This is a genomic window from Nocardiopsis akebiae (assembly GCF_018316795.1).
Classification (GTDB): domain Bacteria; phylum Actinomycetota; class Actinomycetes; order Streptosporangiales; family Streptosporangiaceae; genus Nocardiopsis; species Nocardiopsis dassonvillei.
This window is the reverse complement of sequence record NZ_CP074132.1, coordinates 4,457,363-4,469,954: the sequence shown is the minus strand read 5'-3', so window position 1 is coordinate 4,469,954 and position 12,592 is coordinate 4,457,363. Positions and strand designations below refer to the sequence as shown.

Annotated in this window: 11 protein-coding genes; 7 read left to right on the top strand and 4 right to left on the bottom strand. The window is 72.5% G+C overall.

Annotated features, from left to right (window positions below):
* Window positions 1–15 precede the first annotated feature (15 nt).
* Both KGD83_RS19200 and KGD83_RS19195 read right to left on the bottom strand, forming a co-directional pair.
* The gene (locus tag KGD83_RS19200; protein ID WP_212640496.1) at window positions 16–777 is read right to left on the bottom strand and encodes a phytanoyl-CoA dioxygenase family protein; all 762 of its coding nucleotides are present in this window, start codon (window positions 775–777) and stop codon (window positions 16–18) included.
* 361 nt (window positions 778–1,138) lie between these two features.
* Window positions 1,139–1,978: a helix-turn-helix transcriptional regulator gene (locus tag KGD83_RS19195; RefSeq protein ID WP_212640495.1), complete on the bottom strand. Its 840-nt coding sequence runs from the start codon at window positions 1,976–1,978 to the stop codon at window positions 1,139–1,141.
* A gap of 418 nt (window positions 1,979–2,396) precedes the next feature.
* Between KGD83_RS19195 and KGD83_RS19190 the strand changes: the two genes are divergently transcribed.
* From KGD83_RS19190 to KGD83_RS19180, 3 genes are all read left to right on the top strand, one after another.
* Window positions 2,397–3,344 carry an SDR family oxidoreductase gene (locus tag KGD83_RS19190; RefSeq protein ID WP_212640494.1) on the top strand — a complete coding sequence of 316 codons (948 nt, stop codon included), beginning with the start codon at window positions 2,397–2,399 and terminating at the stop codon, window positions 3,342–3,344.
* 43 nt (window positions 3,345–3,387) lie between these two features.
* Entirely contained in the window at window positions 3,388–4,749 is a 1,362-nt protein-coding gene (locus KGD83_RS19185; protein WP_249351951.1) for an MFS transporter, read from the top strand.
* A gap of 162 nt (window positions 4,750–4,911) precedes the next feature.
* Window positions 4,912–6,093: an oxygenase MpaB family protein gene (locus tag KGD83_RS19180; protein WP_212640493.1), complete on the top strand. Its 1,182-nt coding sequence runs from the start codon at window positions 4,912–4,914 to the stop codon at window positions 6,091–6,093.
* A gap of 114 nt (window positions 6,094–6,207) precedes the next feature.
* Here the strand turns inward: KGD83_RS19180 and KGD83_RS19175 are convergent, their stop codons facing one another.
* Window positions 6,208–7,839 (bottom strand): BCCT family transporter, encoded by a 1,632-nt coding sequence (locus KGD83_RS19175; RefSeq protein ID WP_212640492.1) that lies wholly within the window; start codon window positions 7,837–7,839, stop codon window positions 6,208–6,210.
* Window positions 7,840–8,075: 236 nt separating this feature from the next.
* Between KGD83_RS19175 and KGD83_RS19170 the strand changes: the two genes are divergently transcribed.
* The 4 genes from KGD83_RS19170 (at window position 8,076) to KGD83_RS19155 (ending at window position 11,703) form a co-directional block, all read left to right on the top strand.
* Window positions 8,076–8,996 (top strand): TetR/AcrR family transcriptional regulator, encoded by a 921-nt coding sequence (locus KGD83_RS19170; RefSeq protein WP_212640491.1) that lies wholly within the window; start codon window positions 8,076–8,078, stop codon window positions 8,994–8,996.
* A gap of 135 nt (window positions 8,997–9,131) precedes the next feature.
* On the top strand, window positions 9,132–10,031 hold the full coding sequence (locus KGD83_RS19165) for a BKACE family enzyme (RefSeq protein ID WP_212640490.1): 900 nt from the start codon (window positions 9,132–9,134) through the stop codon (window positions 10,029–10,031).
* A gap of 224 nt (window positions 10,032–10,255) precedes the next feature.
* Entirely contained in the window at window positions 10,256–11,254 is a 999-nt protein-coding gene (locus KGD83_RS19160) for a 3-hydroxyacyl-CoA dehydrogenase NAD-binding domain-containing protein (RefSeq protein ID WP_212640489.1), read from the top strand.
* Entirely contained in the window at window positions 11,251–11,703 is a 453-nt protein-coding gene (locus KGD83_RS19155) for a thioesterase family protein (protein ID WP_212640488.1), read from the top strand. The genes KGD83_RS19160 and KGD83_RS19155 overlap by 4 nt, the downstream gene beginning before the upstream one ends.
* A 194-nt stretch (window positions 11,704–11,897) precedes the next feature.
* Here KGD83_RS19155 and KGD83_RS19150 read toward each other — a convergent pair whose 3' ends face one another.
* The gene (locus KGD83_RS19150) at window positions 11,898–12,515 is read right to left on the bottom strand and encodes a stage II sporulation protein M (protein WP_212640487.1); all 618 of its coding nucleotides are present in this window, start codon (window positions 12,513–12,515) and stop codon (window positions 11,898–11,900) included.
* Between the last annotated feature and the right edge of the window lie 77 nt (window positions 12,516–12,592).

Here is a 12,592-nt window from a genome sequence, read left to right as displayed (position 1 = left end):
CGGCCCCGGCGCGGGTCAGCCGGCTCGTAGCGCCTCGATGACCGGACGTTCGACCGGACTGGGCCGCCGCGCGCCGAGGTCGAGTCCCCCCACGGGCAGCAGCGGCGGCTGGGCCATGAAGCGCGGGGCGGCGCCCCGGTGCGGCTGGGCGGCGTGCACGAGGAACGGGTGGCACAGGAAGACGTCCCCGGCCGCGCCGGTGGCCAGCGCCTCGGGGCGGCCCTCGCTGGCCGGGACGGCGGCGCCGCACAGGTCCATGAACTCGCGGCCTCCGTCACCGGTGTCGGCCAGCAGGGGCGGCACGTCGCGGTGCGAGCCCACCCGGATGCGGGTGGGCGCGTCGTCGGGGCCGACGTCGGAGAAGAGGAAGAGCATCAGCAGGGCGCGCCCGCGCGAGCGGAGGTTGACGCGGGGCTCCCCCCGGGTTCCGGCGAACGAGGCGTCGAGGTGCCATCCGGCGTCGCCGGGGTCCTCGTCGCAGGGGAAGCGCACGGGGAAGGTGCCCAGCCCTCCCAAGCGCTGCCAGCGGCCCTCGCCCACCAACCGGTCGAACGCCTCGTGCAGCGCGGGGGTGGTGGCGGCCTCCCGGAACGGCGGGTCGTGGTAGCCGCCGAGGCGGACGACCGGCCGGTTCCAGGTGGCGGGGTCGTCGGGGTCGCAGCCGAGGTCGGCCCACAGCCGTTCCCGGCCCCGGTCGGCGAGTTCGCGCGGAAACGCCCCCCGCAGGGCGACGAACCCGTCCTCGACGAAGGCCCTGATGTCGTGATCGGTCAGCATGAACCGGTTCCCCTCTCGTTCACCGGCCACGTTAGGGAGCCTTCCGGGGGAGCGGCCCGACAGTTGCGGTTCGCCTTCGGTCGGGAACTCCGGCCTCCGGCATCCGGCCTCCGGCATCCGGCCTCCGGCATCCGGCCTCCGGCATCCGGCATCCGGCCTCCGGCCTCCGGCCGCTCGCGACGCACGGAGTCCGCCCGCTCTCGGCCGATTCCCTCGCGGGTCGGCGCGGCGGCGACCCTCATGCGGCGGCGACGCCTTGGCGTGCGCGGAAAGTCGGGGGCGCCCGCCGACCCCGCCGTCGGCTCGACGCGGGCGGCTCCGGCCTCCGCGTCCGCCCCGTGGAGTCGGGTACGACCCGGCCTCAGCCGAGCTTCTGCGTTCCGATGACCGACAGCATCCGGAGCTTCTCGTGGCTCTCGCTGCCGGGAACGGCGGTGTAGACCCTCAGCGAGTGGGCCTGGCCCGGATCGACCAGCCGCTGGCAGGTCAGCTCCAGCGCGCCGACCTCGGGGTGGACGAAGTGCTTGACCTCGTGGGGACGTATCCCGATCTCGTGGTCGCTCCACACCCGCCGGAACTCCTCGCTGCGGGTCAGCAGCAGGTCGGCCAGGTCGGCGGCGCGCGACCGCGGGCCGCGCAGGGTGACGAGCTCACGCAGCCCCGCGGCGTAGGTCCGGGTCAGGAACGGGTGCTCCTGCGGCGCGTGGATCCGCCGGGAGGCGGGGTCGGTGAACCACCGGTACCCCGCGCTGCGGGCGGGCCCCGTGAACCGCGTCGTGTCCCCGGTCAGCGCCACGCCCATCCGGGACTGGCGCAGGGTCTCGCCCAGCTCGGTGGTGATCTCGGCGGGTGTGTCGTCCAGGCGGTCGAGCACACGCAGGAGACCGGGGCCGACGTGCTCGTTGGACCCGCCCCTGGGCGGCGGGTTGTGTCCGGCGAGGCGGAACAGGTGGTCGCGCTCGTCGAGCGACAGGTGCAGTCCCTGGGCGATCGAGGCGAGCATCCGGTGCGAGGGCTGGGGGCCGCGTTCGCGCTCTAGACGGGAGTAGTAGTCGGTCGACATGTGGCACAACGACGCGACCTCCTCGCGCCGTAGCCCGCTGGTCCTGCGGCGCTGCCCGCGCGGCAGGCCGACGTCCTCCGGTTGCAGCGCCTGACGCCGGTTGCGCAGGAACTCCGCCAGCCCGGTGCGATCGATCACGACGTCCCTCTCCTCGGGTGCTGCCTGGTCCGTAGGGCCTGTCTACCGCCAGCGGACGGCGCCAGCCACGACCCGCCGATCCCCCCGTGAGCGGCGCAGAGGCGGTCCGGCGAGCCTGTGATCGGGAGGTCCTGGATAGGTCCGCGCCTTGCGCCCAGGATCGGTGCCAAGGCCCGAGCGGGACCCCGGAAGGCGAGCGGACACGTGCTCGCCCACCGCCCCGACGCGCCGCCGCGCGCCGCTCGGCGGCGGTCACCGGCGAACGCGACCGGCGTCCCCGACGGTGGTACGACCACCCGCACGAACAGTCGCTCCGAACCGCCCGCACCGGACCACCCGATCGGACAGGGGACACCGGACCGGCTCGGCGACGGGGACCGGCGGCCGACATCCAGACACGACAAGAGGGAGAACGACCATGCCACGTCGAACCATCGACATCACCGTGCCCGACCTGACCGGCAAGCGCGCCGTGGTCACCGGCGCCAGCGACGGGATGGGCCTGGCGATGGCCAGGCGGCTGGCCGCCGCGGGCGCCGAGGTGGTCATGCCCGTGCGCAACGAGCGCAAGGGCGAGGGCGCGATCGCCACGATCCGGCGGACGGTGCCCAGCGCGAACGTCTCGCTGCGCCGCCTCGACCTGTCCTCCCTCGCCTCGGTCGCGGCCCTCGGCGACACCCTGCGCGAGGAGGGCCTGCCGATCCACATCCTCATCAACAACGCGGGCGTGATGAGACCCCCGAACCAGCAGACCACCACCGACGGCCACGAACTCCAGTTCGGCACCAACCACCTCGGCCACTTCGCCCTGGTGGGCCACCTCCTTCCGCTGCTGCGCGCGGGTCGGGCGCGGGTGACCTCGCAGATCAGCGTCGCCGCGAGGCGCGGCTCCATCAACTGGGAGGACCTGAACTGGGAGCGCTCCTACAACGAGATGCGCGCCTACAGCCAGTCCAAGATCGCGTTCGGGCTCTTCGGCCTCGAACTGGACCGACGCAGCACGGCGCACGGGTGGGGCCTCACCAGCAACCTCTCCCACCCCGGGGTGGCCCCGACCAGCCTCCTGGCCGCCCGCCCCGAGATCGGCCGCGGCGAGGACACCCCCTACATCCGACGGATCCGGGCCCTGTCGGCCCGCGGCATCCTGCTGGGCACCCTCGAGACGTCCAAGCTGCCCGCGCTCATGGCCGCGACCGACCCGGCCGCCAAGCCGGGCGCGCTCTACAGCCCCAGCGGCCTCGGGAGGCTGGGCGGCCCGCCGTCCGAGCAGCGGCTCTACCCGCCGCTGCGCAGCGCGCGGGAGGCCGCGCGCGTCTGGCAGGTCTCCGAGGAACTGACCAGGGTCTCCTTCCCCGCCGCCGTCTGACCGCCACCGCCTGCCCGACCGCCCCACGACCCGCGGAGACCGCATGAGTACAGTCGCCCCCCGCACGCCCAGACCCGGGAGCCCCTGGTGGGTGATCGTCGGCAGCGGCACCGCCAACGCCGTCGGCCCCCAGATGTACCTGGCCACCATCGGCCTGTTCGTACTGCCGATCGTGGAGGACACCGGCTTCAGCCGCACTACCGTCACCGGGGCCTTCTCGGTCGCGGCGGTCGGTATGGCTATCGGCCTGGTCATCGTCGCCCAGCTCGTGGACCGCTTCGCCGCGCGGTACATCCTCGTGCCGGGGTTCGTGCTGTTCGCGGCCTCGATGGCGCTGATCGGGCTGGTGCCGCCGGTCGAGTGGGTCTACCTCGTCCCGTGCTTCTTCGTGGGCTTCTTCGGGGCCGGGACGGCCGTGCCCGCCACCAGGGCGGTGGTGAGCTGGTTCGACAACAACCGCGCCCTCGCCGTCGGAGTGGTGACGGGCATCATCGGGCTGGGCTCGGCCCTGGCCCCGCTGCTGGCCGGAGCGCTCATCGAAGGCGTCGGATGGCGGACGGCCTACGGCCTCATGGCGCTGATCTCGGCCCTGGTGTCGGTCACGATGGTCACCCTGTTCGTGCGCGCCCGCGCCGAACGGCACGTGCGCGGACGGCTCGTCCAGGAGACCCGGGTGGAGGGCCGCGAGGTCAGCCTCGAACTCCCCGGCCTGACGGTCGGCGAGGCGGTCCGCACCCGGCAGTTCTGGGCCATCGCGCTCGGCCTGGGGCTGGTCGGCGTCGTCGTCTACGGCCTCCAGGTCCACCTCGTGCCGATGATGACCGACCGCGGGCTGGGCGCCGACCAGGCCGCCACCCTGCTGGTCGTCTTCGGTCTCGCCTCGCTGGTGGGCCGGGTGGCGGGCGGCCTCATCCTCGACCGGGTGCACGCGTGCGTCATCGGTCCGATCGTGATGATCGCCCCCATCGCCGGGATGTTCTTCCTGGAACCGCCGTTCGGCGGCGCCGCCGTCGCGGTCGCCTTCATCGGCGTCGCCTTCGGCATCGAGGGCGATCTGCTCGCCCTGCTCATCACCCGCTACCTGGGCACGCGCTACTTCGGCCGCATCCTGGGCCTGGTCCAGGCCGCGTTCCTCCTGGGCAGCGCGCTGGGGCCGCTGCTCCTCGGGCTGGGGTACGACCTGCTGGGCTCCTACGACCCCGTCATCCCCGTCCTGATGGGTGTCCTCGTCGTCGGCTCGGTCCTCATCGCGACCCTGGGCCGCTACGTCTACCCCGCCGTCAACGGCTTCGACCGACTCGCCGCCCGCGACGAACTCGCCGCCTCCGAGGTGCTGAGCGACATCGCCGGGAGCGACGACGCCCACGGCTCCCCGGGCAGGGCGAGGGCCGGGGCCCACGGCTGAGCCGCCCCGGACCCGCACACCACCGGGCCCTCGCGGGCCCGGGGCCACGGTCCCGTGCCGTCCGCCCGGGCCGGAGCCCGTGGGCACACCGCCTGGTCCGGGCGGACGGCCGACACCTGACTGCTAACCCGACAGCGAACACCAGACCGCCAAGGAGAGACCATGACCGAGCAGGACCCGTGGCCGACGCGCAGGGCGGGGCGGTCGACCGTCCTGGCCCAGTTCGGCCGGGCCCGAGCCGATCTCATGCAGTGGGCGCTGACCACCGGTGACGTGCTCGCCGACGCGGTCGTCGCCGAGATGCACGAGATCGGAATGCGGCAGGCCAGGCCGGTGGTGAACAAGGGCGTCCGGGAGGGGCTGGCCTCCCTCGCCGATCCGCCCCCGGCACTGGCGGCGCTGCTGCGGCAGACCGAGAGCCCGCCCGACTACGTGGACGACGCCCTGCTCGACCGGGGCCCCATGCCGTTCTACACCTCGCCGCCGCCGGTGCACATCATCGCGCTCAACGCGGGCTCCCTGATCCGGGTCTACGAGTCGCCGTCGATCTCCAAGGTGCTGACGACGACGGGACGGCTGGTCGAGTCCGCGCAGCGGCGCATCCAGGAGACCGGGGCGTGGCTCACCCAGACCATGCTGCCCGGCGGCCTCCGCGTCGGACAGCCGGGCTACGCGGCGACCCTGGAGGTGCGGATGCTGCACGCGCACATGCGAAGGCTCGCGCTGAACCGCGGCTACGACAGCTCCGCGGACGGCTGCCCGATCAACCAGGTCGACCTGGGCAGGACCTGGATGGACTTCACCCTGACCGCCTACACCGCCGAGGGGCTCCTGGGGTTCGGGCTGAGCAGCCGCGAGCAGGCCGACCTGTACCGCTACTGGTGGTACGTCGCCCACCTGCTGGGGATCGACGCGCGCCTGGTCGAGGGGATCACGGGCAACGAGGCCGCCGCACGCGTGGACGCCGTGTTCCAGACCGTGACCGGACCGGCCACGGAGGAGTCGGCCGTGCTCGCGGACGCGACGCTGGCCTCGGCGACGTCCGCCCTGCACGCGGTGCTCAAGGTCCCCGGCGAACTGGCCCGGCCGGCGCTGAACGCGATCGCCCGCCGGATCCACGGCGACGGAGCCTGCCAGGACCTGCGGATACCTCCGGCCCCGATCGCCGACGCGTGGCTGGGCCCGGTGCTGTCCGGGCTCGCGCTGGCGCGCGAACGCCGCCGCCGGGACCCGGGGCGATGGCGGGCCGCGATCGACCAGAACCTGGCGGCCGCCCGCGAGTTGGCGGCCCGGCCAGGACAGCCGACCGCCTACCAGCGCGGCGCGACCGGTTCCGAGGACTGAGGGAGCGAACGCGAGTACGGGCGCTACGGGCCGGAGGGGTTCCAGCGGACCGCCGGGGTCGGGGATCCGGCGGAACCGCCGAGGACAGCGCGGGGTGTCACCGCGTGCGGGGGATCACCTCGCAGCCGGGGTCGGCGGGGACGGAGGCGTGTCCAGCCCCGGTTCCTTCCCCCGGTCCGGGTCGAGGCCGGGCTCGGCTCCGGCCCCGGGGCCGGAGCCCGCAGCGCCCGAACGGTAGCGGTCGTCCTCGCGGAGCCAGCGCACCAGGGAGGCGGCGACCAGGCTCAGGATGATGATCAGCGGGAAGGCGGTCACGACCGACAGGGTCTGCAACGCGTCGGTGCCTCCGGCCGACATCACCGAGACCGACACCGCGGCGAGGACGACGGCCCAGAGCACGCGGTTGGACCGGGAGGGCTCGACCTCGTTGGGCAGGTCACGGGAGGTGGCCGAACCCATGATGTAGGACGCGGAGTCCAGCGTGGTGGCCAGGAAGACCAGCAACAGCAGCAGGAACAGCGGGGTGATGATCCAGCTGAGCGGGAACGCCTCCAGCGTGGCGAAGATGGCCGGGACCGCGCCCTCGGACTCCAGGGTGTCGACGATGGAGGCCTGCCCGCTCAGCTCGAAGGCCATGCTGGAGTTGCCGAGCAGCGCGAACGAGAGCCAGCAGCCCAGGCTGCCGAAGCCGCACATGCCGACGATGATCTGCCGGACGGTGCGCCCCTTGGAGATCTTGGCGCAGAACATGCCGACGAAGGGCCCGTAGGAGATCCACCAGCCCCAGTAGAAGACCGTCCAGATCTCCTCGAAGCCGGACCCGCCGACCGGGTCGGTGTAGGTGCTCATCCGCACGATGTTCTGGGCGAGCATGCCGACGCTGTTGGTGAAGGTGTCGATGACGAAGACCGCCGGTCCCAGCACCAGGACCAGGACGCCCAGGGCGGCGGCCAGGTAGAGGTTGAGGTTGGCCAGGCGCTTGAGGCCGCGGTGCAGGCCCAGGGCGACGCTGCCCCCGAACAGCACGGTCCACAGGCCGATGACGACGGTGTTGAGGGTGGCGCCCGGCTCGAAGCCCAGCATGCGCGACGCGCCCTCGGCGACGGTGGGCACGGCCAGGGCCAGAGAGGTCCCCGCCGCCCCGATCATCCCGAGGATGAAGAAGACGTCGATCAGGCGCCCCGGCCAGCGGTCGACGCGGTCGCCGAGCACTCCGCGGCAGGCCTCGCTCAGGCGCAGGCGACGGATCCTGCGCACGTGGTAGGCGTAGGCCAGGGCCAGGGTCGGGACGCAGAAGACGGCCCAGGCGGTGGGGCCCCAGTGGAAGAGGGGGTAGGTGGCCGACCACTCGGCGGCCTCGGCACTGTGCGGTTCGAGTTGGAACGGGGGATCCACGTGGTAGTGCGCCCACTCGATGATGCCCCAGTACATGAGGCCGCCGCCGATCGCGGCGGTGAAGATCATCGCGAGCCAGGTGGGGGTGGAGAACTCGGGGCGGTCGTCGGGGCCGCCCATCCTGATGCGGCCGTACCTGCTGAAGAGCAGCCAGCCGAGCAGTACCGCGAGTCCGACGACGAACCACATGTACACCCAGCCCAGATCGGACTGGAGCCGGGACAGGACCTCGCCGAGCAGGCGTTCACCCGTCTGCGGCGCGATCACGAACGGTGCGCTGAAGCCGATCACCATGATCAGCGCGGGCCAGAAGACTTTGTTGTCGATGTTCCAGCGGATAGCTCGGGTCACCTCCGGGGTCGAGGGCGTGGACCATCCAGTTACTACTGTGTTGCGCTTGACTAATCAACCAGTCAGAATCGCCTCACCGCTGTTCTCCGCCTGCTGCCGTGCGCTGCCGTTATGCGGGAAAGCGTTTGTTAGCAAGGGTTTCCTGGGTAGTGGGGCGCCCGGGCCGAGGCCTCTGTAACGAAGTGACAACCACGTCCGCGTTGCGAAAATCGCCATCGTGCTGTTACGTTCCCACCGTGAGCGACAACGTGGCCGACGACGTCCGCGGCAGGGCCCGCGAGGCGATCCGCCGATCGGGCCTCTCCCAGCGCCAGTTCGCGACCAGACTCGGCATCGACCCCAGCAAACTCTCCAAGTCCCTGACCGGCACCCGGCGCTTCACCGCCCTGGAACTGGCCGGTATCGCCGACGAGACCGGGGTGACGGTCAACTGGCTGCTCAACGGCAAGGACGACGCCGAGACGGTCTCGGCGGTACCGCGCGACTCGTCGGCGGTGCGGCCGACCTCCGCGAGCCTGGCGGACCACCCCACGGCCGCCCGGGAGCACAGCCGCAGACTCCAGATCATCGAGGCCGCGTGGACGCTCATCGCCGAACGCGGCTTCCACTCGGTCCGCGTCGCCCAGGTCGCCCAGGCCTGCGGGACGTCCAGCGCCACCGTCCACTACTACTTCCCGACCCTCAACGACCTGCTGGTGGAGGCGCTGCGCCACTCGGTGAAGCAGGCCTTCGACCGCCAGGTCGCGGGGCTGCACACCATCGAGGACCCCTACGAGCGCCTCCTGCGGCTCATCGAACTCCAGCTCCCCGACTCCGAGCGCCTGCGGCTTGAGTGGTCGATCTGGCTCCAGGTCTGGACGGCGGCGGCGCTGGACCCGCGGATGCGCGGGCTGCACGCCGACTCCTACCTGCGCTGGCACGAGACCATCGCCCGCACCCTGCGCGAGGGCAGGGAGAACGGGGTCTTCGCCGACTTCGACGTCGAGGAGATGACCAGACGCCTCACCGCCCTCATCGACGGCATGGGCATCCAGGTCATGACCGGGATGCCCGGGCGGTCGGTCGCCCACATGCGTGACACCCTGCGCTCGGTCATCGACAGCGACGTCCTGGGCCGCCGCCAGGCCCCGGGGGACAGCGACGCCCCGGGGGACTGACCCGGCCCGCACCCGATCCAGACCCTTCCGGAGCCCCGACCTCGGTTCCGCGCGCCCGAAAACGCCCCCGAGACGGCCGACGGCCGCCCGTTCACAGAATCCGCGACGCCGCACACACGGAGACGGAGCACCGCCTTGAGCGACACCATGAACCCCAGACCCATCCTGACCTGCGCCCTCACCGGCGCCGGGGACACCGTCGGCCGCAGCGAGCACGTGCCGGTGACGCCCGAGCAGATCGCCGCCGCCGCGGTCGAGGCCGCCGGGGCCGGTGCCAGCGTGGTGCACATCCACGTCCGCGACCCCGAGACGGGCGCCCCCTCCCGGGACAACGCCCTCTACCGGGAGGTCGTCGACCGCATCCGCCAGACCGGCGTGGACATCGTCATCAACCTCACGGCGGGCATGGGCGGCGACCTGGTCGTCGGCCAGGAGGACCCGCTCAAGTTCGAGGAGGGCACCGACCTCGTCAACGGCCTGGACCGCCTGCCGCACGTGGAGGAACTGCTGCCCGACATCTGCACCCTGGACTGCGGCAGCCTGAACTTCGGTGACGGTAGCCAGGTGTACATCTCCACCCCGGACATGCTGCGCGCGGGCGCCAAGCGCATCCAGGAACTCGGGGTCCGCCCGGAGCTGGAGATCTTCGACACCGGCCAGCTGTGGTTCGCCAAGACCATGCACGCCGAGGGCCTCATCGACGACCCGTCGCTGTTCCAGCTGTGCACCGGCATCCCCTACGGGGCGCCCTCCGACCCGGGCGTCCTCCAGTCGATGGTGAACATGCTCCCCGAGGGCGCGCAGTGGGCGAGCTTCTCCATCGGCCGCAAACAGATGCCGTGGGTGGCGCAGTCGGTGCTGCTCGGCGGGCACGCCCGGGTGGGGCTGGAGGACAACCTCTACCTCAGCCGAGGGGTGAAGGCCACCAACGGCCAGCTCACCGAGAAGGCCGTCAACATCATCGAGCAGCTCGGCGCCCGGGTGGCCACACCGGCCGAGGCCCGCACCATGCTCGGGCTCCGCAGCGCCGCCTGAGGTCTGTTCTTTTGGACCGGTCTCGGCTTGTGGGGGCCGGTTCGGGCGCCCACGGGGTTCTGGAGGCGCCTGCGACGGGTTCGCGGGGAACGGGCGAACCCGTCGCAGGCGCCGAAGGTTCCCGTGCTCCAAGCGCCCGAACACGGACCGAAGCGGAGCGGAGGTCCAAAAAAACACTGCCTGGCCGCAGCCTCACACGAACCGCCGACCACACGAGGAGCACGATGACGGAGAACGCGAGAACCACCCCCGAGGCCGTGCGCACGGTCGCCTGCGTCGGAGCGGGTGTCATCGGGGGCGGCTGGGTGGCCCACTTCCTGGGCCGCGGCTACCGGGTGGTCGCCTGGGACCCCGCCCCGGACGCCGAGAGCAAGCTGCGCGGGCTGGTCTCCTCGGCCTGGCCCGCCCTGGAGGAGCTGGGCCTGGCCGAGGGGGCCGACACGGCGAACCTGCGGGTCGTGGACACGCTGGCCGAGGCCGTGGCCGACGCTGACTTCGTCCAGGAGAGCGCCCCGGAGCGCCTCGACCTGAAGATCGACCTGCTGGCCGAGATCGACGCCGCCGCCCCCGGGGGAGTGGTCATCGCCTCGTCCACCTCCGGCTACAGCATGAGCGAGATGCAGGTGGGGGCCCGCACACCGGGGCGGCTCGTCGTCGGGCACCCGTTCAACCCGCCCTACCTGGTGCCCCTGGTCGAGGTGGTCGGCGGTGAGCGCAGCGAGCGGTGGGCCGTCGAGTGGGCCTCGGACTTCTACCGCGCCGCGGGCAAGTCGGTGATCACCATGGAGCGGGAGCTGCCGGGGTTCATCGGCAACCGGATCCAGGAGGCCGCCTGGCGCGAGGCCCTGCACATGGTCGCCGAGGGGGAGGCGACCGTCGAGCAGATCGACCTGGCGATGACCAGCGGACCCGGGCTGCGCTGGGCCTTCTTCGGCCCCTGCCTGACCTTCCACCTGGCCGGGGGAGAGGGCGGCATGGCGCACATGCTCGACCACTTCGGGCCGTCCCTGAAGTCCCCGTGGACCCGACTGGAGGCGCCCGAACTCACCGCCGAGCTGCGCGACCGCATGGTCGCGGGCACGGACGAGGTCGTGGCCGGGCGTTCCACCGCCGAGCTGATCGCCCAGCGCGACCGCCGCCTGATCGCGGTGGCCCGCGCGCTGGAGGAGGTCGAACGCGCCGAGGCCGCCGAGGCCGCCGAGCGGGCGGGGGCGGACGCGTGAGCGCGACGCTCACCCAGCGGCTGCGGCCCGAGTGGATCGACTACAACGGCCACCTCAGCGAGGCCTACTACGTCTTGGTCTTCGGGTTCGCGACGGACGCGCTGATGGACCGGGTCGGCCTGGACGCCGCCTACCGGGAGCGGTCCGGCTGCTCGCTCTACACGGTGGAGGCGCACGTGCGCTACCTGCGCGAGGTCGCCGCGGACGACGAGGTCGAGGTCCGCACCCGGGTGGTCGGTCCGGGCCCGGACCGACCCGGTGCCAAGAAGGCGCGGATCTGCCACGAGATGCGGGTCGGCGAGGTCCTGGTGGCGACCGAGGAGCTGATGGCGCTCCACGTCGACCAGGCGCTGGGCCGTGCGGTCCCCTTCCCGGATGGGGCCGCCGCGCGCCTGGCCGCCCTCGCCGAACCCGCGCCCGACTACGCGGGCCGCGCAGTCGGGGGGTAGTCCGCCGTCGGCCCACGGGCGTCGAGGTCGACGACCATGCCGCGTCCGGCGCCAGGGAAGCCGTCGCGCGGTGCGGTCCTGGCGTCTCCTGGGTCGGCGGGGACCGTCTCGGCGGCGCCGACGCGCGAGCACCCGGTCGTCGTGGGCGGCCGGGTGCTTCGCTGGTGGTCCCCCGTCCAGCTGGCGCTTCGGGTTCAGCCCGCGAGCATGCGCGGGACGAGGTAGACGAGCTCGAAGGCCTCGTAGGCCGCGCCGACGACGAACAGCGCCAGCGCGGGCAGGCTCAACCAGCCGGCCTGCCGGAGGCCGTGGAGGTAGCCGCGGCGGCGGTCGGGGGCGCCGACCGCCGCGGGTCGCAGCCAGGCCCTTCCGATGAGGTAGGCGCCGAGCATGAGCAGGGCGTAGGCCTGGAACTCGATGACGAGCGTGAGCGAGTGCGGGATCATCAGCGTGGCCGTGGTCGCGTCGACGGGGGCGAGGATCACGCCGGTCTCGTACGCCTTGTAGGCGAAGAGGGGTATCCCGGCGAAGGGGACGATCATCGAGGGCAGCATGATCCTCAGCAGTGCGACGGTCAGCACGTTGACCCCGAAGATGGTCACGCCGAACAGCCAGGGGTTCGCGAACAGCTCACCCACCAGGTCGGCCGTCCCGTCCTCCTGCTGGGTGCCGACCTGGGCGGCGTTCAGCTCGGGGATGGCCAGGGCCGCCCCCAAGCCGATGAGGAACACGCCGTACGCGATCGCGTTCATCACGAGGTAGGCGCCGAGGTTCGCGCGGATGATCCGGAAGGGCTTGCGAAGGCTTCGCATGTGTCTGGCTCCGTGTTCGACGGGGTCGGTTCGATGGGATTCGGAGAGCCGCCGGGGCTCGCGGTACTCGGTGCCGC

Bases quoted from the DNA above. Each gene is read 5' to 3' on its own strand.
- KGD83_RS19185 (WP_249351951.1), top strand. From the start codon at position 3,388: ATGAGTACAGTCGCCCCCCGCACGCCCAGACCCGGGAGCCCCTGGTGG.
- KGD83_RS19180 (WP_212640493.1), top strand. From the start codon at position 4,912: ATGACCGAGCAGGACCCGTGGCCGACGCGCAGGGCGGGGCGGTCGACC.
- KGD83_RS19160 (WP_212640489.1), top strand. From the start codon at position 10,256: ATGACGGAGAACGCGAGAACCACCCCCGAGGCCGTGCGCACGGTCGCC.
- KGD83_RS19190 (WP_212640494.1), top strand. From the start codon at position 2,397: ATGCCACGTCGAACCATCGACATCACCGTGCCCGACCTGACCGGCAAG.
- KGD83_RS19150 (WP_212640487.1), bottom strand. From the start codon at position 12,515: ATGCGAAGCCTTCGCAAGCCCTTCCGGATCATCCGCGCGAACCTCGGC.
- KGD83_RS19200 (WP_212640496.1), bottom strand. From the start codon at position 777: ATGCTGACCGATCACGACATCAGGGCCTTCGTCGAGGACGGGTTCGTC.